23 protein-coding genes and 1 pseudogene are annotated in these 20,804 nt (G+C 39.2%); 11 read left to right on the top strand and 13 right to left on the bottom strand.

All coding sequences use genetic code 11. The features are described 5' to 3' along the window. Positions 1 to 27 precede the first annotated feature (27 nt). The 4 genes from HT709_RS06750 (at position 28) to HT709_RS06735 (ending at position 2,112) form a co-directional block, all read left to right on the top strand. A complete protein-coding gene (locus HT709_RS06750; protein ID WP_119920089.1) occupies positions 28 to 963 on the top strand; it encodes a bifunctional oligoribonuclease/PAP phosphatase NrnA in 936 nt (311 codons plus the stop codon). Positions 964 to 1,058: 95 nt separating this feature from the next. Beyond that, on the top strand, positions 1,059 to 1,301 hold the full coding sequence (locus HT709_RS06745; RefSeq protein WP_000710764.1) for a type B 50S ribosomal protein L31: 243 nt from the start codon (positions 1,059 to 1,061) through the stop codon (positions 1,299 to 1,301). Between the two features lie 177 nt (positions 1,302 to 1,478). Next, positions 1,479 to 1,763, top strand: coding sequence for a type II toxin-antitoxin system RelB/DinJ family antitoxin (locus HT709_RS06740; RefSeq protein ID WP_023936124.1), 285 nt, complete (start codon positions 1,479 to 1,481; stop codon positions 1,761 to 1,763). Further along, positions 1,753 to 2,112 (top strand): type II toxin-antitoxin system RelE/ParE family toxin, encoded by a 360-nt coding sequence (locus tag HT709_RS06735; RefSeq protein WP_023936126.1) that lies wholly within the window; start codon positions 1,753 to 1,755, stop codon positions 2,110 to 2,112. Before HT709_RS06740 ends, HT709_RS06735 begins: the two co-directional genes overlap by 11 nt. A 134-nt stretch (positions 2,113 to 2,246) precedes the next feature. On the opposite strand, the gene tatA is transcribed toward HT709_RS06735, so the two are convergent. The 6 genes from tatA to HT709_RS06705 all read right to left on the bottom strand — a co-directional run bounded on the left by tatA (position 2,247) and on the right by HT709_RS06705 (position 7,355). Next, positions 2,247 to 2,417 carry a twin-arginine translocase TatA/TatE family subunit gene (gene tatA / locus HT709_RS06730; RefSeq protein WP_000512107.1) on the bottom strand — a complete coding sequence of 57 codons (171 nt, stop codon included), beginning with the start codon at positions 2,415 to 2,417 and terminating at the stop codon, positions 2,247 to 2,249. Continuing rightward, a complete protein-coding gene (gene tatC / locus HT709_RS06725; protein ID WP_000375159.1) occupies positions 2,401 to 3,132 on the bottom strand; it encodes a twin-arginine translocase subunit TatC in 732 nt (243 codons plus the stop codon). The genes tatA and tatC overlap by 17 nt, the downstream gene beginning before the upstream one ends. Then, positions 3,133 to 4,821, bottom strand: a complete 1,689-nt coding sequence (locus HT709_RS06720) for an FTR1 family protein (protein WP_166731807.1) — start codon at positions 4,819 to 4,821, stop codon at positions 3,133 to 3,135. It lies immediately after the preceding gene. Next, entirely contained in the window at positions 4,796 to 6,010 is a 1,215-nt protein-coding gene (gene efeB, locus HT709_RS06715) for an iron uptake transporter deferrochelatase/peroxidase subunit (protein WP_119943626.1), read from the bottom strand. The genes HT709_RS06720 and efeB overlap by 26 nt, the downstream gene beginning before the upstream one ends. Before the next feature lie 5 nt (positions 6,011 to 6,015). Then, positions 6,016 to 6,888: an iron uptake system protein EfeO gene (gene efeO, locus HT709_RS06710; protein WP_172922254.1), complete on the bottom strand. Its 873-nt coding sequence runs from the start codon at positions 6,886 to 6,888 to the stop codon at positions 6,016 to 6,018. Between the two features lie 107 nt (positions 6,889 to 6,995). Continuing rightward, the gene (locus tag HT709_RS06705) at positions 6,996 to 7,355 is read right to left on the bottom strand and encodes a hypothetical protein (protein ID WP_007284914.1); all 360 of its coding nucleotides are present in this window, start codon (positions 7,353 to 7,355) and stop codon (positions 6,996 to 6,998) included. A gap of 162 nt (positions 7,356 to 7,517) precedes the next feature. Here HT709_RS06705 and HT709_RS12065 point away from each other — a divergent pair, with 162 nt between their 5' ends. The 3 genes from HT709_RS12065 to HT709_RS06695 are packed head-to-tail and all read left to right on the top strand — an operon-like array spanning position 7,518 to position 9,367. Then, positions 7,518 to 7,649 carry an SPJ_0845 family protein gene (locus tag HT709_RS12065; RefSeq protein WP_000268686.1) on the top strand — a complete coding sequence of 44 codons (132 nt, stop codon included), beginning with the start codon at positions 7,518 to 7,520 and terminating at the stop codon, positions 7,647 to 7,649. Next, complete coding sequence (locus HT709_RS06700) at positions 7,650 to 8,555, top strand: permease (protein WP_000123618.1); 906 nt, start codon at positions 7,650 to 7,652, stop codon at positions 8,553 to 8,555. After that, entirely contained in the window at positions 8,552 to 9,367 is an 816-nt protein-coding gene (locus HT709_RS06695; protein WP_000617844.1) for a TIGR03943 family protein, read from the top strand. Before HT709_RS06700 ends, HT709_RS06695 begins: the two co-directional genes overlap by 4 nt. A 129-nt stretch (positions 9,368 to 9,496) precedes the next feature. On the opposite strand, the gene HT709_RS06690 is transcribed toward HT709_RS06695, so the two are convergent. From HT709_RS06690 to HT709_RS06675, 4 genes are all read right to left on the bottom strand, one after another. After that, positions 9,497 to 10,213 (bottom strand): alpha/beta hydrolase, encoded by a 717-nt coding sequence (locus HT709_RS06690; RefSeq protein WP_172922255.1) that lies wholly within the window; start codon positions 10,211 to 10,213, stop codon positions 9,497 to 9,499. Between the two features lie 3 nt (positions 10,214 to 10,216). Then, positions 10,217 to 10,528: a hypothetical protein gene (locus HT709_RS06685; RefSeq protein WP_172922256.1), complete on the bottom strand. Its 312-nt coding sequence runs from the start codon at positions 10,526 to 10,528 to the stop codon at positions 10,217 to 10,219. Between the two features lie 112 nt (positions 10,529 to 10,640). Further along, positions 10,641 to 10,820 carry a hypothetical protein gene (locus tag HT709_RS06680; protein WP_000216060.1) on the bottom strand — a complete coding sequence of 60 codons (180 nt, stop codon included), beginning with the start codon at positions 10,818 to 10,820 and terminating at the stop codon, positions 10,641 to 10,643. 12 nt (positions 10,821 to 10,832) lie between these two features. Next, positions 10,833 to 11,705: a DUF4300 family protein gene (locus HT709_RS06675; protein WP_000749590.1), complete on the bottom strand. Its 873-nt coding sequence runs from the start codon at positions 11,703 to 11,705 to the stop codon at positions 10,833 to 10,835. A 671-nt stretch (positions 11,706 to 12,376) separates the two neighbouring features. Between HT709_RS06675 and HT709_RS12200 the strand changes: the two genes are divergently transcribed. From HT709_RS12200 to HT709_RS06655, 4 genes and pseudogenes are all read left to right on the top strand, one after another. Next, positions 12,377 to 12,571 (top strand): S24 family peptidase, encoded by a 195-nt coding sequence (locus HT709_RS12200; RefSeq protein ID WP_007284915.1) that lies wholly within the window; start codon positions 12,377 to 12,379, stop codon positions 12,569 to 12,571. Between the two features lie 281 nt (positions 12,572 to 12,852). Then, on the top strand, positions 12,853 to 13,119 hold the full coding sequence (locus HT709_RS06665) for a tyrosine-type recombinase/integrase (RefSeq protein ID WP_078929922.1): 267 nt from the start codon (positions 12,853 to 12,855) through the stop codon (positions 13,117 to 13,119). A gap of 76 nt (positions 13,120 to 13,195) precedes the next feature. Continuing rightward, a complete protein-coding gene (locus HT709_RS11855) occupies positions 13,196 to 13,453 on the top strand; it encodes a hypothetical protein (protein ID WP_138704219.1) in 258 nt (85 codons plus the stop codon). Positions 13,454 to 13,502: 49 nt separating this feature from the next. Next, a pseudogene (locus HT709_RS06655) lies at positions 13,503 to 14,769 on the top strand (transposase). Positions 14,770 to 14,859: 90 nt separating this feature from the next. Here HT709_RS06655 and pyk read toward each other — a convergent pair. From pyk to HT709_RS06640, 3 genes are all read right to left on the bottom strand, one after another. Further along, positions 14,860 to 16,365 (bottom strand): pyruvate kinase, encoded by a 1,506-nt coding sequence (gene pyk / locus HT709_RS06650; RefSeq protein ID WP_001042799.1) that lies wholly within the window; start codon positions 16,363 to 16,365, stop codon positions 14,860 to 14,862. 58 nt (positions 16,366 to 16,423) lie between these two features. Then, the gene (gene pfkA / locus HT709_RS06645; RefSeq protein ID WP_050261439.1) at positions 16,424 to 17,431 is read right to left on the bottom strand and encodes a 6-phosphofructokinase; all 1,008 of its coding nucleotides are present in this window, start codon (positions 17,429 to 17,431) and stop codon (positions 16,424 to 16,426) included. Between the two features lie 82 nt (positions 17,432 to 17,513). Then, positions 17,514 to 20,615, bottom strand: coding sequence for a DNA polymerase III subunit alpha (locus HT709_RS06640; protein WP_166731173.1), 3,102 nt, complete (start codon positions 20,613 to 20,615; stop codon positions 17,514 to 17,516). Between the last annotated feature and the right edge of the window lie 189 nt (positions 20,616 to 20,804).

Raw genomic sequence — 20,804 nt, 5'->3', positions numbered from 1 at the left:
TGAAATGAGAAAGAATTGAGGTTATTTATGGAAATTTGCCATCAAATTTTAGAAAAAATCAAAGAATACGACACGATTATCATTCATCGTCATATGAAACCAGACCCTGATGCCTTGGGAAGTCAGGTGGGTTTGAAAGCTCTTCTCAAACATCATTTCCCAGAAAAAAACATCAAAGCAGTTGGTTTTGATGAACCAACTCTTACTTGGATGGCTGAAATGGATTCTGTTGAAGATAGTGCCTACCAGAGCGCCCTTGTCATCGTCTGTGATACAGCTAATACCGCTCGTATCGATGATAAGCGCTATAGTCAAAGTGATTTTCTCATTAAGATTGACCATCATCCAAATGATGATGCATATGGCGACTTATCTTGGGTAGATACTAGTTCAAGTAGCGCTAGTGAGATGATTACCCTATTTGCCCAAACAACCCAGCTAGCCTTGTCAGATTGCGCTGCTGAGTTGCTCTTTGCAGGAATCGTTGGCGATACAGGTCGTTTCCTCTACCCTTCTACCACTGCACGGACTCTTCGCCTGGCTGCTTATTTGAGAGAACATAACTTTGACTTTGCGGCTCTCACTCGCAAAATGGACACTATGAGTTACAAAATTGCTAAACTTCAAGGCTACATCTACGACCATCTGGAAGTGGATGAAAATGGTGCTGCTCGTGTTATCCTGAGTCAGGAAATCTTGAAACAATTTAATGTTACCGATGCTGAAACTGCAGCCATTGTCGGTGCACCTGGACGCATTGACAGCGTCAGTCTCTGGGGAATTTTTGTGGAGCAGGCTGATGGCCACTACCGCGTTCGCTTACGTAGTAAAATCCATCCTATCAATGAAATCGCCAAGGAACATGATGGTGGAGGCCACCCTCTAGCAAGTGGTGCTAATTCCTATAGCCTAGAAGAAAACGAAATCATCTACCAAAAGTTAAAAAACTTGCTTAAAAACTGATAAAATACTTGCCAAACTTTTCAGAATCTGATAGACTAGTATGGTAACAATCTATGGCTCGCAAAGAGACCATGGCAGAAAGGAAATATTGTAAAATGAAAAAAGATATCCATCCAGAATATCGCCCAGTTGTCTTCATGGACACAACTACTGGTTACCAATTCCTTAGCGGTTCAACAAAACGCTCTAACGAAACAGTTGAGTTCGAAGGCGAAACTTACCCATTGATCCGTGTGGAAATTTCATCAGACTCACACCCATTCTACACCGGACGTCAAAAGTTCACTCAAGCAGATGGACGCGTGGATCGTTTCAACAAAAAATACGGTCTCAAATAATGAGAAAAAGACAGCTTCGGCTGTTCTTTTTTGTTTCTTGAAATCAACTGCTGTTTTCATGTTCCAAACTAAAAAAACTTTACACTCTCGATAGTTTCTAGAGTACAAAGTTTTCTCTTGCCTAAAAAATATAAAAGATATATACTAGCTATATATAGTATAGATTGGAGATATACCATGACGACATCACTTACTAAACAGTACAATTTTAAAATCAATGAGTCATCAATGGAACAAGCTAGAGCTATCATCAAGGAAAAAGGAATGACTATGACGGATGCTATTAGTCTTTTTATCGAGCAGATTGTACTCGAACAGGATTTGCCAATAAAAACTGCAGAAGATATACATCGTGAGCGATTGATTCAGGAACTACAAGCCCAATCTGAACGCTCCTTAAGAGAATACGAATCCGGAAAAGGAACTTCCCTAGACAATATGAGGCTACGATATGGCTTATAAAGTGAGTCTTTCTACTGAAGTGAGTCAGGCAATTGACAATATCCATGACTACATTACTACTGTTCTTTTATCACCTCAGTCTGCTAAGAATACTGTAGCCAGAATTTTAGACGGCTTAAAAAGTTTAGAAACTTTTCCTGAAGCTGGCTTTGATGCAGATGAAAAAATCGGACTAAAAATCAACAGTAAGTACCCTACGCGAGGAAAAATTATCGGTCAGTATATCTTGCTTTACTTTATCGACCAGACTCAAAGAACTGTTTTTCTTTCCCACTTATTTCACACCAAAAGTGACTATGTTACCTTGCTCCAAAGCAAAAATAACAAAAACTCAAAATCATCATTTTAATGTCCACCACTCTCTTAATAACCTTGTACTTATAAGGAACACAGTCTTCATTTTAACTAAAAAATAAAAAAACTTTGCACTCTAGCTAGCCACGCGATGGCTTCCAGAGTACAAAGTTTTTTATTAGACAAGGTTTAGTCTTCCTTATCTTGATTTTCAGCTCCTTTAACTGCTTTTTTAAATTCAGATAGCATTTTACCGATTGACTCGCCTAGTTCAGGCAATCGTTTTGGTCCAAATATCAAGAGAGCTCCTAAAACGATGATAATCAATCCTGGTGCTCCAATATCACGTAAGATTCCCATTCCTCTCTCCTTTCTGCTTGCGTTTCATAATGTGTTTGCTAATAGCAATACTTAATTCATAGAGTAATATCAAGGGGGCAGTCATTGCCAAATCGCTGACAAAGTCAGCTGGTGTTAAGATGACTGCGAGTACCAATAAGATAAAATAGGCATATCGGCGATAAGCAGTCAATAATTCTGGTCCAATGAGTCCAATCGACGTCAAAAAGGCAATGATAACTGGCAATTCAAAAATCAGAGCCAAAGGCAAGGTCGTTTGAAAAACAAAAGACAGATAATTTTGGGCGGTTAACTGCGTTTCAAATAGACCTTCTCCCAACCCTAATAAAACCTGAAGTAAGGCCGGTGTTACAAAGTAAAAACCAAAAGCCAGTCCAACTAGAAAACAAAGGAAACTAGCTGGAATATAGGCAAAGACAGCTCTAGCTTCTTCCTTCTTTAAACCGGGTTTAATGAAAGACCAAATATGATACACCGTGTAAGGCAAGGTGATAGTAAAGGCCATCAGACTAGCCAAACGTATGTAAATCCATAAAATATCATTAGGCCCTAAAACAATCAACTTTTGCTGAAAAGATTGGGTCACATACTGGTAAATCTGGTCTGCAAACAGCAGAGAAGCAGAGAATACCAAAAAGAAACAAATGACTACTGCCAATAGTCTCTTTCTAAATTCTACCAGATGTTCAACGATTGTCAATTCTTTTCTATCCATTTATTTTTCACCCTGTCTAAAAGTGACAATCAAGACAATAATAACAAAGACTAGCTGGCTAACCAAGCCTTCCCAACTTGGATAAATTCCAAGCAAGTCGATCGTTGGAAAGCCTGTCACTAAGTGATTTGGTGCCATATTGGTCAACTGAAGAGCATGGATACTAACCCCCAGCATCTTGAAGGCTAGGGCATAAATCATCCAAGTCAGGATAAAGAAGACCTTATGTGGCAGGAAGAATTGACTGGCCTTGTTCATCACAACGGCAATAATTACCAGAACCAGCAAGGCAAGTGAAATTCCCAAGACAAATTCAAAACTGGAAATTCTTGGTAAAATCCCAACATAAAAGAGAATGGTTTCTGCTCCCTCACGGAAAACAGCTAGAAAACTGAGGGCAAACATGGAAATAAAGGAGCCTGTTTTGGTCACTGTTTCCATTTGTGACTCCATAAAGGTATTCCATTTTTTGACCGAGGATTTGCTGTGGAGCCAGATTCCAATCAAAATCATCATAGCTACTGCAAAAATTCCCACTGCTCCTTCGATGATTTCACGATTGGAGCCTGATGTTACTGCTGGAAAGGCAATTTGCAGGATAAAAGCAATAAGGAGACTAGCCATGATTCCAGTGATAGCACCACCATAAACCCACTTGAGTCCCTTTCGCATCTTGGCTGCTTTCAAGGTCGTCACCAAGGCCATGACGATTAAGAGAGCCTCTACCCCTTCTCTCAGGAGAATCAGCATGGCATCAAAGGCATTGTAACGTGCGCTAGTATCAATTTGTGATAAATCTGCAATCAGTTTTTCTAATTTTTCTTGGTATTCCTTCTCACTTCCCTTGACCATAATCACAGGGCTTTCACTTTCCACTCGAGTATAGAGGGAAGGATTGGTCGTGCTAACAGAGCCTTCAATCGTTGGCCAGATAGTGATGAATTCCTTCATGCTAGCTGCTCCTGATGCTTGATCACCAGCTTGGAATTGTTCCAAAGCCTTTGTCAAAAGGGCAATACCGTCTTTAAGACTCAAATCAGAAGATGTTGCTACGACTGCTTTTCCAGCTACAAAATCATCAATAGCCTTTTTTAAGTCCTCAAAGGAAATCTGGATTGAATTAAAATCTGTAGGCTCGGTTTCCATACTACTACGCAAGAAAGAAATAGCTGTTTCAACACGTCCATAATGGGCCGTACTATTGTCACGAACCACACTTTCATTGATGGTCCAAGTGGAATTCATTTTCTTAAAGGCCTCTCGGACCTTTTCCAAATCTTTGGAAGTAATAGCCTGTTCCAAGGCTTCAAAACGTAGACTCAGACGGTTTAGCAATTTTTCCTTTTCCGCATCTAGGTCAATAGGATTTTGTTCTTTTTCAAAAGCTAATAGGGCTGCAGAAATTTCGGTGAGTTTGTCTTCAGTAATCTCGCCTGATTGAGCTAACTTTTCCTTAACAACTTTACCAGCCTCAGAATTGCTGTCTTCTACTCTTTCGAAGTCTGATGCCATCTTCTGAACGAGTTTCTGAGCCTCAGACTGACTCCCATTTTTGACCGCTTTAGAAGCATCTGTGATTTTCACAAAGTAAAAACTCAGACTTTCTTGGGCACCTACTGGGGAAAGAATTAAAAGTGACAAAGCTAAAACTAGTAACCAGCTTTTAGCCTTCCAATAATTTCTGACCAATGTAGCCCCCTTTCTCCACACCACCAAAGCAAGCAAAGAGTCCACTACCGATGTGAGTGATGTATTCATTCATCTTATCAGTAGCGCCTAGATTGGTTTGAACCTTGACAAAGTTATCAGGATCCTTCTGGAAAGAAATAAAGAGCAAGCCCGTATCAAACTGGCCAGTTTTTTCATCAATTCCATCAGAGTAAGAATAAGAACGACGCAAAAGCGGCTTGTCCACTTCCTTAGCCAAACGAACATGCGAATCATCAGGCAAAAGACTCAAATCCACTTCATCAAACTCATTTTTCTTACCGAAAGGGGCACCACTTTCCTTGTAACGACCAAAGGTATTTTCTTGTTCTTCAAGACTAGTACGATCCCAAGTTTCTAAAAACATCTGAATCCGACGAACTGCCATATAAGAACCATTTTCCATCCAGTCCTTACTATCAGCCCAAATGACGCGGTCAAAGTCTTTCTCCTTGGTTGGATTTGCTGTTCCATCCTTAAAACCAAAGAGGTTACGCGGAGTCTCCATTCGATCCCCGATAGCTGCAAAACCAGACTGACTCCAACGAAGGGTCACGGCATTTCTCCCCTTACGGATGAGATTGCGAATAGCGTGAAAGGCAACCTGCTCATCATCTGCACAGGCCTGGATGACAATATCTCCACCAGTATATTTTTCACGCAATTGCTCTTTAGGAAAAGGCGGTAAATCCCTGAAAACTTGAGGACGCTTGTTTTCCAAGTTCATCTTTTTCAAGAAACTCGCAGAGACACCAAAAGTCAGCGTCAAACGATGAGGGTTGAGCCCGACTGTCTCACCAGTATCACTCGGAGGCAAGAGAGCATTCTGGCCATCTTTTTTGACCAATTCCCCCTCAACCAACTTGGCACTATAATCCGTCCAATCCTTGAATAGCTGGATAATCTTATCTCTATCCGTCGTATGCAGGTCCAAGACAACAAAATAGATATTCTTTTGCATGGGCGTACTAATCCCAGCTTGATGCTTGCCATAAAAAGCAATTTTTTCATTTCCGTACGAGATTTTTTCCTGACTTCCTAGCTTAGGTGCGAAAAAAGCAGAAGCACCAGAGAGTCCTAGCGCTAAACCAGCCCCTCCAATCCCTGCTTTTTTTAGAAATTCTCGACGGTCCATTTTCTTTTCAAAAAACTTTTCGTCTTTTTCAGTCATGACTCTTATTCTCCACTAAGAAATTTACCCATTTGTGATAGAGGCTCACCAAGTTTTGTCACAGCTTCTGACAATTCTTTGGTATCTTCTGTTGTCAAATCTGTATAGAGCTTGTAGTGTTCCTTGTCGGTCTTGTGTTTGTCCAACAAATCATTGACAGACTTGAAGTCCGCTTCCAATTCTTTAACTAGGTTAGCGTCTGATTTTTCAAGCAAAGGTTTAAAGAGTTGGAAAATCTTCTCAGCTCCCTCGATATTGGCACGGAAGTCATACAAGTCTGTATGAGAATAAATTTCCTCTTCCCCTGTAATCTTACTTGTTGCAACTTCGTTAAGCAAGTCGACTGCCCCAGTCAGCATAACCTTGTAGTCCACATCAACAGTTGCAATCTTGGCTTTCAATTCCTTGATATCATTGACCAACTGATCACCATAGCTTTCAGTTCCTTTAGTTGTATTGTCTTCCCAAAGGATACGCTCAATACGGTGGAAACCTGACCATCCCTCTTCTGTCTTGTTTTCGTCCATATAGTCTGCCAAACGGAAGTCAATCTTGACATCTGACTCACCAAAACTTTCAGCAATTGGTTCTGAACGCTCATAGGACATACGAATCAGTGGATAAACCTTCTTAGCTTCTTCTAACTTACCTTCTTTCAACAGTTTGACAAAGCCTTCTGTATCTGTCAACAGTTTATCGATTTGCTCTTGCACAAAAGTCTTATAGTCAGCAGTGGCCTTATCAAGCATTTTCTGCTTGTCTTCAGACAAGGCTGTCACCTTGGACGAATCACTCGTATTGCTTGGCTTAGATTGGTTATTAGCACAAGCTGTCAATAGCAAGGCTGAAGATAAAAGGACAAAACCTAGTTTTTTCATTGTATACTCCTATCGGTTCAGGAAACCTGAATTCATTTTACGTTTCATTATACTATGTTTTTTCTAATCTGTCAATAAATTTTCAGACAATTTAATGTTATGTTTTCTCAATCTACCAGACTTAATACGACTTTGTAACTTGTAATCTTGTAAACGATACATGGTCGGAACATAAAAGAAATCACCACTTTTATGTAACTTAATCGCAACTTAATCGCAACAAGAACATTATTATCAAATCTTTTTACATATTCAAAACTGGCGTCTTTCTCTCGTGGATTGATGCCGACGAAATCTGGGTTCCTTAGTATGAGTTCCAGGTCTTCAATATGATGAATCACATCATTGTGATGGCCTTTTATCATATGACTTCTCAAACCGTCTTTGTTGACCTTTATGTCGCTCGCTTCAAGAACAATATCAAAAATTTCTTTTACTTCATCGGTAATCTGACCGATTTTTTTCATGATCCATAATTTCCTCCGTTATTCCACAACTATTATATCACAATCATAGTGTATATCAGGATATATCAAACTCTATTATTCGTTAGATACTCAATTTTAACTTTTCCCTTTTCCTCAAAATAATAGTATAATAGAGGTAGAATTTAGAATCGAGGTACACCTATGGCTGTAAAATTTACAAAACGAGACGACTTGGACAAGATGTTTGAAGAGTTTGCTAAACTCCCAGATTTGAAACAAGTCACTTTCCCTGATGACAAAGAGAAAAAAGCCAAAGCAGAAAAGAAAAGCTAGATGACTGCTTTCCAACAACTCCCATCTAGTGTACTTCAAACTGGAGCCATTTTTCTCTCCATTATCATTGAAGCCCTCCCCTTCGTTCTGATAGGAAGTATTGTCTCAGGGCTGATTGAGGTCTATATCACACCTGACAAGGTTTATCATTTTCTCCCTCGAAATCGTTGGGGGAGAATCTTTTTTGGCACCTTCGTCGGGATACTTTTTCCCTCTTGTGAATGTGGGATTGTCCCCATTATCAATCGTTTTCTGGAAAAAAAGGTTCCCAGTTACACGGCCGTTCCCTTTCTTGTGACAGCACCTGTTATCAATCCCATTGTTCTTTTTGCGACCTATTCTGCCTTTGGCAACTCCTTCCATGTCGCCCTATTACGAGCTCTGGGTTCCATTCTTGTAGCTGTAATACTAGGAATTTTTCTAGGATTTTTCTGGCAAGAACCGATTCAGAAAGAAAATCGTCTGACTTGTCATGAGCATGATTTTTCTTACTTGAGTTCTGCAAAAAAAGTTTTTCAAGTCTTTGTGCAGGCCATTGATGAATTTTTTGATACGGGGCGTTATTTGGTATTTGGCTGCCTCTTTGCTTCTATAATACAGGTCTACGTTCCGACTCGGATTCTGACCTCTATCAGTGCGACCCCTCTTTTTGCCATCCTGCTCTTGATGATTTTATCCTTTCTTCTTTCGCTCTGTAGTGAGGCGGATGCCTTTATAGGTGCTTCTCTTCTCTCGAGTTTCGGTTTGGCTCCAGTTCTGGCCTTTCTCGTCATTGGCCCAATGCTGGATATCAAAAATATTCTCATGATGAAAAATTACTTGAAAGCACGATTTATTAGTCACTTCATTACGATTGTGACTCTGGTCGTTTTAGCCTATTCTCTCTTGATTGGAGTCATCCTATGATTCGATTTTTAGTTTTAGCTGGCTATTTTGAACTGACTATTTACCTCCATCTGTCGGGCAAACTAAACCAGTACATCAACATGCACTATTCCTATCTGGCCTATATCTCCATGGTGCTTTCCTTTATTTTGGCAATTGTTCAACTGTATATCTGGATGAAGCAAGTCAAAACCCACAGTCATCTGAACAGCCGATTGGCCAAGATGACGAGTATTTCTCTTCTGGCTATTCCACTTGTCATCGGCTTAACTTTCCCAACTGTTAGCTTGGATTCTCAGACCGTTTCTGCCAAAGGCTATCATTTCCCCCTATCGGAAGGAACGGATCTGGCCATTCAGACAAGCGAAGGGACGACAAGCCAATATTTGAAACCAGATACCAGTTCTTATTTTTCAAAATCAGCCTATGAAAAGGAAATGCGAACGGCGGCGGATAAATACTTGTCCCAGGATAGCATTCAGATCACTAATGAAAACTATATGGAGGTCATGGAGGCTATCTACGACTATCCAGATGAGTTTGAGGGCAAGACAATCCAGTTTACAGGCTTTGTCTATAACGACCCCAGTCATGCCAATAGTCAATTTCTGTTCCGATTCGGCATTATCCACTGTATCGCAGATTCTGGTGTCTATGGATTGCTGACCAAGGGAAATACCCGGCAGTATGAAAACAACACTTGGATTACGGCCAAAGGAAAACTGCTCAATCACTACCATAAAGAACTCAAACAAAATCTCCCAACCTTGGAAATCGACAGCTTTACAAAAGTCGATAAACCAGAAAATCCCTATGTTTATCGAGCTTTTTAAGAAAATCAAGATAAAAACGAACAAGTTCTCTTCTGAATGACAGAAAAGAGCCTGTTCGTTTTTTTTGTTATATGAGAATTAGTGACTTGTAGATTTTCATCTTATACCATTTCAAGCCATACAAGCAACTCAGTGAGAATAAGAGAACCACTCATTAATCATACTAGCGATTTTTTTGGGTGCTTGAGTATAAAGCTCATGGCCAACGTTTTCTAGAAAAATAGTATCAAAATAATCTGGTAATTCTTTTAGTGTTTCCTCTCTCCATGTAGCTTCATTAGGATAGCGAGGACTAATAAACAAGGTATCTCCCACTTCTCTCTTAAAAGCTTGTATTTTTCTCCGTAAGCGGAGTATCGCTTCTATATTTTCATAATTTATAGCCAACTCATATCTATTATACTCAGAATTCCAGTGATAGGACTGCCTTACGGCTTTCTCCATATTTTCTGACCAATGCTTTGCTTCAGATTTTTCTTTAGAAATAAGAAGAGCTAAGTCCGAAACGATTTGAGATTTGATATAATTTTTAGTTTCCTCTAACTCTGTATCTAAAGGTAAAATCTTATCTAAATCTAGATAGCCACCATCCAAAAGAATCAGTTTCTTCACTTCTTGAAATTCCGATGCGAGATAACGAGCCAAATCTCCTCCAAGAGAATGGCCTATCAGACAGATAGATTCTTCCTCTTCTATCGATTTTTTAAACCATGATTTCAATTCTGTTTCATCTCGAAGATGCTTTTCATAAGGATTTAGAAAATAGACCTGCGAATCTAGTTCTTGAAGAAGATCCTTGCTATGATAGACATTGCTTCCCAAACCGCCAATAAAATACATTTTCATTCTCTACTTAATACTATGCTTATTCATCTTTTGTTCAAAGATAGTTGTGATAATCTGACGTAATTCTTCTCGTTCTTTTTCTGGAATCTCACCACTTGTTTGAGCTGCAGCGTAGAGTTCAAGGTGTTCGATTGAAATGCGTTTAATCGTACGTGTCGTAGCATGTTTTCTGACGAAAAATGGGATTCGCTTAATCAAGTCTTGTGGGACAAGCGCAAGAATCTTCTCAGCAGTTTCCTTGTCACTAATCTTAGACGTCGTCAGCCCATTCTTTATCATTTCCTGTTCTTTTTCTGTAAAATCTTTTAATTCCATCTGATTAGTCCTCCTATTTTCTCTAAGTTAAATTATATAGCAATCTGGATAAAACTACAAATGGACTATCTGGAAATAGGTGCAATACTGTAAAGACGAGTCTGTTCTTTAATTATAAATCTTCCTCCTCAGTCACTTCCCATACTTCTGATTGATAGCCATTCCCATCAATATCGTATCTTTGGATATAGCCAATAAATGTTTCATTTTTTCGTGGTTTCTGGCTATTAACGATTGAAATAACCCACCAACTCATCAAAAATAGAAATAAAAGTCCTAGGATTACTGTCATATCATACCACCATTAAAGTTTAACCCACTTATCATTATCCATGATAAAAGGCTGAGCCAGTCCCTCGCCTGTATAATCCGCATACTTGGTGCCTAAATACTTGTAACAATCTTCCTTGCTGGCAAATTTAATCGCTTGGTAGGGCTCTTCGAAAGTCAATTTCTCTACAAATAAGAAACCGTCATCAGCCGGTACTAAGACTCCAACGTGGCCTACAAACAGATACTCACCATCCAGATTGTCGTGCAAGACTACAGATAGCATTCGAGCTTTGTCGTTGAATTGAAATTGGGAGAAGAATGTTTCCATCTTTTCAGCGTGAACCTTGACATCCGTCGTTGCCTCAGTTGGAACTCTCGAAAATAGAATATCAAACTCTTCCTTATCTTGTGAATCAAAGACCTTCCCCTTATCAATCGCATCGTTATCTAGGAAAAGCAATTGATCATTCTTATCAAGTTTTGGAATGGTGACTGAATTTTTCAAAAGACAATAACTATTGATACGGCAGTTGGTTCCAACAAAATCACCCTTCTTTTGATTCCAGAGATGACTGATTTTTTCAACATCGTATTCTGTGTGAGTAAAGGAAGTGAAATCTCCTGATAAGCCAGTTGAGCCGACAATGGTATTGTAATCATTAACGAGATTAAAAAAGGCATCAACACTATTTGGATCCAAGTGAGCTGATAAGAGAGATTTGACCTCTTCTGTACTTACCTGATTGTTTAGGTTGGTGTATGAAGCTTTCCATGGAACTTTCGTTGAACTACTTTGCCTTTGACTCGTCCCATTCGAAGTTGTAGCATCTTGCTGACAAGCTGCCAAGCCTAAAAACAAAGCTGAACAGATTCCTAATATGGCTAATTTTCTTGATTTCTTCATCTTTTTCTCCTAAATGTCTTGGATTAAAGTTTCTTTAACTACTGATTTACAGATATTGATTACTTTCTCATTTAATATGCTCATCGTCTTTCCCTCCGATTTGTTTTTTTGTTATTTCCTTAAGCTTGATTTAATTATAATAGGCGTTTCGTGCTCTGTCAACAATTTTTTTACGAAAACACAACAAAGTTTTCATTTTCGTGGATTTCGTGTTATGCTTTACTTATAAAAACAGAAAGCGATTTCATTCGTGGATAAAGAAGAGATTGCGATTGTTACATGCGAAAAATAAAACAATATAGACTAGTAATGGTTGGACTCAATAAGAATTGAGTACTAAGATTGGTATAAGTAAAAACACCCTTGGAAACTATGAAAAAAGGGGTAGGTCTACTAAGAAAAATACTATATTTGACTTAGTTAAAGTATTCAGTAGCTTGATTGATGTCCTCTTTCCTCCAGTTCAAAAGGATTCTCCTAGCGATATCCAATCTATCTACGACCAACGGGCATCACCCAGACAAGGTAAAGTACTGACCTATGCCGATAGGCAACTGTATGAGAAGAAAAACGATGATAAACGAAGTATCGCAAAAATCATCAGACTGGACGACTACAGACAGACTACTTACTCTCGTGTTAGGTAGTTTATCTCTGCAGGTAGCCGCTCGATGCAGGACGACAATTTAGATATGGAGTTTCCATTCTATGAGGATGAAATCCCAGACGACTACGACGCAATCGCTTATGTCGTCAGCAAGTCCATGGAGCCAAAGATAAGAAACGGCAACTACCTATTTATCAAGAATCCCCCACAGATTGACTATAATACCATCGTCATCTTCCAAGTAGACGGTGCTAACTAGGTCAAGAAACTTCGCCAAGGCTACCTCAAAAAACTCAATCCCGAATACCCCGACATCTGCCTAGACGAAAGCAACCGTATTCGCACCATCGGAAAAGTTGTCAGGCTGTATAGGGAGAATTAAAAAAGAGGGAGAATGACGATATAAAACAAACAGATTTTAAAAGATTCGAAAAACTTTGAAAAAGTTCATTCTACATTTCAAAAAAGAATAAGTGACCTAAAGCAGATTATATTTTGTTAAACAATAGTGATATGTAAATTTAGAGAAAGGCATTTAAGATCACTTTTCAAAAGGCAAATACTAAACTAGCGAAACCGATAAACCAGCCCCTTAGTTCCCATATTTTCAGGCACACACTCTTTAGTACACTAGCTGAGAAGAATATCCCATTAAAAGCTATAATGGTTAGAGTGGGACACAAAGACGCTAAAACAATAAATAACATCTACACTCACGTAAGTAAAATAATGGAGCAAGCTGCTTTGGAGGTTTTAAATACCATATCATTAAATCGAAAATATATCAGATCGAATCTAGACAAGTAGATTGCGATTGCTAAAACATTTGTAGAAATTCATTTGACTTTTCTAATCAATTTGTGCATATCTTATTTCATACTCAATGAAAATCAAAGAGCAAACTAGGAAGCTAGCCGCAGGTTGCTCAAAGCACTGCTTTGAGGTTGTGGATAGAACTGACGAAGTCAGCTCAAAACATGGTTTTGAGGTTGTAGATGAAACTGACGAAGTCAGTAACCATACCTACGGCAAGGCGACGCTGACGTGGTTTGAAGAGATTTTCGAAGAGTATTACCTTCAAGAAACTCCATTGATGCCCCACCACCGCGTCACAAATACCTACACTGACACAAAAAGGTGACATAGCCACCTTTTTGGGCTCTATAATATTTGTAGTGGGTAAATCCCCTATGGATATCATTAATAAGGATACATACAAGGAACTCATCGCCAAACTGGACTATGAAGCTCCATCTTGCCCTGAGTGCGGAAGTCAAATGAAGAAATATGACTTTCAAAAACCGTCGAAAATTCCTTACCTCGAAACGACTGGTATGCCTACTAGAATTCTCCTTAGAAAGCGTCGATTCAAGTGCTATCACTGTTCAAAAATGATGGTCGCTGAAACTTCTATCGTCAAGAAAAATCACCAAATTCCTCGTATTATCAACCAAAAAATTGCGCAAAAGTTGATTGAAAAGACTTCTATGACCGATATTGCTCATCAGCTGGCCATTTCAACTTCAACTGTCATTCGAAAGCTCAATGACTTCCACTTTGAGTGTAATGTTAGAAATCTGCCTGAGATTATGTCTTGGGACGTTGAAACAGTCCGGGGAGTGACTGTTTCAATCGGGAGATGGAGATGAGCTTCATTACGCAAGATTTTAACAATCTCAATATCATCACTGTTCTTGAGGGAAGAACACAAGCTATCATTCGTAATCACTTTCTTAAGTATGATAGAGCTGTCCGATGTCGCGTCAAAATTATTACTATGGATATGTTTAGTCCTTATTATGCCTTGGCTAAACAGATTCGCTTTCAAATTTCTAGGCTCAGGCTGAAACAGTCTCCCAGACTGTTTCACTCCCGAATGCTAAAATCGTTCTAGATCGCTTTCATATTGTACAACATCTTAGCCGTGCTATGAGTCGTGTGCGTGTCCAAATCATGAACCAATTCGATAGAAAATCTCATGAATACAAGGCTATCAAGCGCTACTGGAAGCTCATTCAACAGGATAGTCGTAAATTGAGTGATAAACGTTTTTATCGCCCTACTTTTCGTATTCACTTGACCAATAAAGAGATTCTTGACAAGCTTTTGAGCTATTCAGAAGACTTGAAACACCACTATAATCTCTATTGGCTCTTACTTTTTCACTTCCAGAATAAAGAGCCTGACAAATTTTTCGGACTCATTGAGGACAATCTAAAGCAGGTTCATCCTCTTTTTCAGACTGTTTTTAAAACCTTCCTCAAGGATAAAGAAAAGATTGTTAACGCCCTTCAACTACACTATTCTAACGCCAAACTGGAAGCGACCAATAATCTCATCAAACTTATCAAGCGCAATGCCTTTGGTTTTCGAAACTTTGAAAACTTCAAAAAACGGATTTTTATCGTTCTGAATATCAAAAAAGAAAGGACAAAATTTGTCCTTTCTCGAGCTTAGCTGACTTCAACCCACTACAGTTGACAAAGAGCCCAAAAAAGCCTATCACACAAGCTCTAAAGCTGGATATGATAGGTTTTTATATTTTTCTTAACGTACTGTGCGGATACGCATTGTATTTGTACGAACAGCTTCTCCTACTGGTACACCAGCAACGATAACGATATCATCGCCTGACTCAACGAGACCTGCTTCTACCGCTTTACGTTCAGCGATTTCGAACATATCGTCAGTTGAAGATGGAGCATCTGTCAACATTGGGATAACACCCCAGTTCAACATCAATCCACGTTCTGTCAATTCATCAAATGTCAATGCTAAGATGTCAGCATTTGGACGGTATTTAGAAATCAAACGTGCAGTATGACCTGTCTTAGTAAGAGTTACAACCAATTTGATATCCATTGAGTTAGTAGCATCTTTAACAGCTGAAGCCATTACTTCTGTCTTAGAGTTACGTTCAAATGAATCTGAATCCAAACGTCCGTATTCATTAAGAAGAGTTTGAGCGTTCTTGTCTATTGTAGCCATTGTAGTTACTGACTCGAGTGGGTATTTACCGTTTGCAGACTCGCCTGACAGCATTGTAGCGTCAGTTCCGTCGATAACAGCGTTGAATACGTCTGATACTTCTGAACGAGTTGCACGTGGTTTTTCAGTCATTGTTTCAAGCATGTTTGTTGCAGTGATAACAACTTTACCTGCAGCATTGACTTTCTTGATAATCATTTTTTGGTAAACTGGAACCATTTCGAATGGTACTTCGATACCCATATCACCACGAGCGATCATGATACCATCAGCTGCTTCGATGATTTCATCCAAGTTATCGATACCTTGTTGATTTTCGATTTTAGCGAACAATTGAACATGCCCGTTTCCAGTTTCTTCACAGATTGCACGAACTTCGTTCACGTCTTTTGCAGTACGTACGAATGAAATCGCAATAAAGTTGATACCTTGTTCAAGACCAAAGCGGATATCGTCGTTATCACGTTCAGCAAGGGCTGGGAAAGGAATTTTAGTGTTAGGAATATTCACACCTTTTTGTTTAGCGATGATACCATCGTTTTCAACTTCCACTTCAAATTCACGAGTTGCGTCATCTTTAGCAACCACACGAAGACCAAGTTTACCGTCGTCAACCAACACTTGACGACCAACTTCAACATCATCATAGATATCCAGAGCACCAGCAACGTTCAATGCAATCACTTCACGAGTTGATTTGATTCCTTGTTTAGTTGCAACACGGATTTTCTCACCAGTTTTGTATGAATACTCTTTAGCTTCACCTTCGAACAATTCTGTACGGATTTCTGGTCCTTTTGTATCAAGAAGGAAACCAACTTTTTTACCTGCAAGTTTTTCAGCAAGTTTAACAGTTGCCATACGCTCACCTTGTTCTTGGTGGTCACCGTGTGAGAAGTTGAAACGGAATGTGTTAGCACCAGCTTCAATCAATTGAGCAATGTTTTTAGCTGAAGCTTCAACATCAAGTTTTTCACCCCAGTATCCGTCATCACCGAATTTTTTACCACCACGGATTTCTACCGCAGGACCCAAAGTTGCAACGATTTTTACACGTTTGTTCATGATTTTTGTGACTCCTTTATAGATATGACCTTTTTGGTCTTATTAACTAAATTGTAAATTATGACAAGCTCTTATTCAAGCTAGATAGCTCAATATCGGCTTTGTGTGGGTTGTTAACTACAATCTTACCTTCTGCAGTAAGGCTAAACAATGCTCCTTCTTCTGCCGTTCCAAGAATTTGGTTTTCAACCATTTTCTCGTTACGGATACCAACCGCAACACCACCAATACCTTCTTTAAGAAGTTTAACAGCATGGGCACCCATACGTGACGCCAATACACGGTCACGCGCAGTTGGAGAACCACCACGTTGAATATGTCCAAGTTCTGTCACACGAAGGTCGCTTGTATCTCCAGCTTCTTTAAGTTTTTGACCAAATTCAGCTGCTGACATCACACCTTCAGCTAAGACGATGATATTGTGTTTTTTACCACACTCATAACCACATTTAATGCTTTCTACGATGTCTTCAATCTTGAATCCTTCCTCAGGAATGATGATTTCATCTGCACCAGTTGCAATACCAGCCCAAAGAGCGATATCACCAGCGTTACGTCCCATAACTTCAATAACAAAAGTACGACGGTGACTTGATGATGTATCACGAATCTTATCAATAGCATCCATAGCAGTTGTAACCGCTGTGTCAAAACCGATTGTAAAGTCAGTACCAACGATATCGTTATCGATTGTACCTGGAAGACCGATAGCAGGGAAACCATGCTCAGTCAAACGCATAGCGCCGTGGTAAGAACCGTCTCCACCGATAACAACTACACCTTCAATGCCGTGTTTTTTCAATTGCTCAATCCCTTTTAGTTGCCCTTCAAGTTGAGCGAACTCTGGGTAACGAGCTGAGTGAAGGAAAGTACCACCACGAGAAATGATGTCTCCTACTGAAGCTGCATCTAGGGGATGAATTTCACCGGCAACCATACCAGCATATCCGTCATAGATACCAAACACTTCCATTCCTTCTGAAATTGCTTGACGAACAACTGCACGGATAGCAGCGTTCATACCAGGGGCGTCTCCACCACTAGTCAAAACAGCAATACGTTTCATATTGGTTTATGCTCCTTTTTCTTTTAACAGTCTTCTTGATTATACCACATTTGATTTTAAAATTCTTCTATTTTCCGTATTTTTAGCGATAAATCGTTTTCATAACGATTTCATTCAATTTCGCTTCTAATTCATTGGATTTAGCTACAAAATAATGGGGAGAAACGATGGTTTTCTGTTCCTCTTCATACCTGATGATGACTGGGATTGGACCTTTATACTGGTCTAAAATACGTGAAATTTCTTGATCCGATTCATGATTTTTTACCTGTATCCAAAAGCGTTCAGCAACTGCTTCTCTTATTTCTTGTGCAATCATTTGCAGACGGCCATCACGTGATTGTATTTTTCCTTTTATATAGTAGAAGGATCCCTCTTTTATTTCCTGTCCAACCTGACGATATAAGTCTGAAAAGAGGGTAACATCCAATTTTTTCTTACTATCATCTACCTGTAAGAAAGCCATGTTTTCGCCCTTTTTGGTACGAATTACTTTTATTTTCTGAACTTCAACCAAAATAATAGCATAGCTATTTTCTGACAAATTCCCAATTGGGATAATCGGGTAAATAGCCTTACTTGCAATAGCTTGTAGTGGATGTTTGCTAACTCCTACTCCTAAAAGTTCTTGTTCCATATAGAATTTTTCTTGTTCCGTCCAATCTTCCGATTCCTGCCAACTATAAATAGTATCTCCAAACAAACTTCCCAACTCTTTTACAAATTCAAATAGATTAACTAAATTATTGAATACTTTTTGACGATTTCTTTCAAATGAATCGAAAAGACCAACTTTTACCAAAGGTTCTAGCAGAGGAAGTTTCAGATAATTCTCAGGTAATTTAGCTATAAAATCTTCAATGTTAGAATAAGGCCTATTTTCAATAATCCAAAGCGCCAAATCTTTGCTGACTCCCTTAATCGATTTCAAACCTAGATAGATAGACTTATTGGCAATTTTATCGTGATAGGGAATGGTGTTGATGGACAGAGGGGCTACTTCAAATCCTGCTTCTAAGGCATCTATTAAGTAATCACTGTTGGCAAAATTCAACATAACCTGATAAAAAATGGCTGGATAATGCGTTTTGAAATAAGCCAACTGGAAGGCCAAGGCTGAGTAGGCATAGGCATGTGACCTGTTAAAACCATAACCTGCAAACTTCTCCATGACATCAAAGACCTGCTCTGCCTTTTCCGCAGTATGACCAACATCTAATGAACCTTGAATAAAGGAAGCCCTCATCTCATGCATGGCAGAAGCATCCTTTTTCCCCATAGCTCGACGCAAAATATCGGCCTTCCCAAGACTAAATCCAGCAAACCGCTGAGCTACCTGCATAACCTGCTCCTGATAGAGCATGATACCATAGGTTGGAGCCAAAATATCCTCCAGTACTGGATCCAGAACAGTCACTTCTTCCTGCCCATGTTTTCTTGCCACAAAATTATTGATATAATCACTAGCACCTGGTCTATTTAGAGAAGTAGTCGCTACGACATCTTCAAAACAGACTGGTTGCACACGCTTAAGCAGACGAATGGCACCAGGTTGTTCAAATTGAAAGATACCTTTTGTATTGCCAGAAGCAAATAAAGCTAACGTTTCTTTATCTTCCAAATCAATCTCGTTGATAGCTATCTTAATCCCTTCTGTTTCAGCAAGCAACTCTTGCATTTTCTGAACAAAGGTCAAATTTCGCAGTCCCAGAAAGTCCATCTTCAAAAGACCGCTAGCCTCAACTCCATGAGCATCATACTGAGTCAGTGGAATTTCATCACCATGCTTTAGAGGAATGTAATTGGTCAAATCTTGGTCGCTAATCACAACACCAGCTGCATGGACAGAGGTTTGTCTTGGATAGCCCTCTATCTTGCAAGCAATCTCAAAGGCTTTTTGGTATTCTAACTTACTATTAATTTGCTGACGAAACTGGAGATTGCCCTCATAGGCTGACTTGAGATTATCACGGAAACTGATTTTCTTGGTAATTGCGGATAATTCATACTCTGGAACACCAAAGCGTTTCAAGACATCACGCAGAGCTTGCTTGGCACCAAAGGTAGAAAAAGTAACGATTTGTGCCGCATGTTTACTGCCATATTTATTACCAACATATCTGATAAAATCTGGACGATAAATATCTGGGATATCAATATCAATATCAGGCATGGTATAGCGTTCACGATTGAGAAAGCGTTCAAAAATCAGATTTTTCTCTACTGGGTCAATCCCTGTAATATCTAAGGCATAAGAAACCAAGCTACCAACTGCAGAACCCCTTCCCATTCCCATATAGTAGCCATTCAGTCGTCCAAAACGCAACAAATCCCAAACAACCAAGAAATAATCATCAAATCCCATATCATGAATAACAGCCAATTCTTGGTCTAGACGGTCTTGATATTCTTTACTAGTCAATCCCTTCTGAGCAAGCCCAAGCTCAGCGCGTTCTCTCAACTCTTCTACTGCTGGTCTAGCTGGGTTAAAACGAGGCAGTTTCAGACTCGTATCCAAGTCGTAAGAAATGCCTGAAATCAGCTTTTCTAAATTGTCTAAGGCTTGCGGAAATCGTTCTAGGAATAATTTCTCTAAAGAACTTTCTGATATAAGGACATCTTGTCGTGAGCGCAAGGGAACTTCTCTAAGCGGTAGGTTTTCTTTAATCGCTGTTAAAACTTGAAGAACTTCTCTATCCCTGCTTTCAAAAGCATTGACCCGATAGAGGGGCAAGATTGGATGATAAAATTCGCTTGCTGGTGTTTCCGGATAAACCCCTATATAGTAATCACAGCCTAGATTTAGAGACTCAAATCCATCAAAATAAGGCACAATTACCGCAATATCATTTAAGTACTGAGATAAAACCGACCAATTTTTCTCCCCCTGCATCTTGGCTGTCGAAAGCTTCATCAACTGCTGATAGCCCACACTAGATAAAGCTAAAAAGCGCAGATTCACTTCCTGAGCATCCACAAACACAGTCATTTCAAGCCCTAATAAAGGATGAATGCCATATTTTTTTGTAACCTCTAGAAAGTCAAAAGCACCATAAAGATTGTCAATATCCATTATAGCCAGATGAGTGTAGCCGAATTCTTTAGCTGCTCTCACATACTTTTCAATCGAAATGACGCTTTCCATAAAACTATAGACTGTTTTTGTATCTAGTTGTGCGATCAATTTACACTTCTCCTCTATCCTTCTCACTATATTATACCATTTTCACCTATAAAAGGCTTCTCTTGAGAAAAATTTCATCAGCTTACTAATTTACTTTCTATTCATTTGTATTTTTGTCATCGTTTTTATATTTATACTATATTATATATAAAAAAAATAGAAAACATACAATATAAATCTCCTAGAATT

The sequence above is a fragment of the Streptococcus sp. 1343 genome (genome assembly GCF_013277355.1).
In the GTDB taxonomy this organism is placed as follows: domain Bacteria; phylum Bacillota; class Bacilli; order Lactobacillales; family Streptococcaceae; genus Streptococcus; species Streptococcus pseudopneumoniae.
The sequence above is the reverse complement of the archived record's forward strand: the minus strand, read 5'-3'. Positions and strand labels throughout refer to the sequence as shown.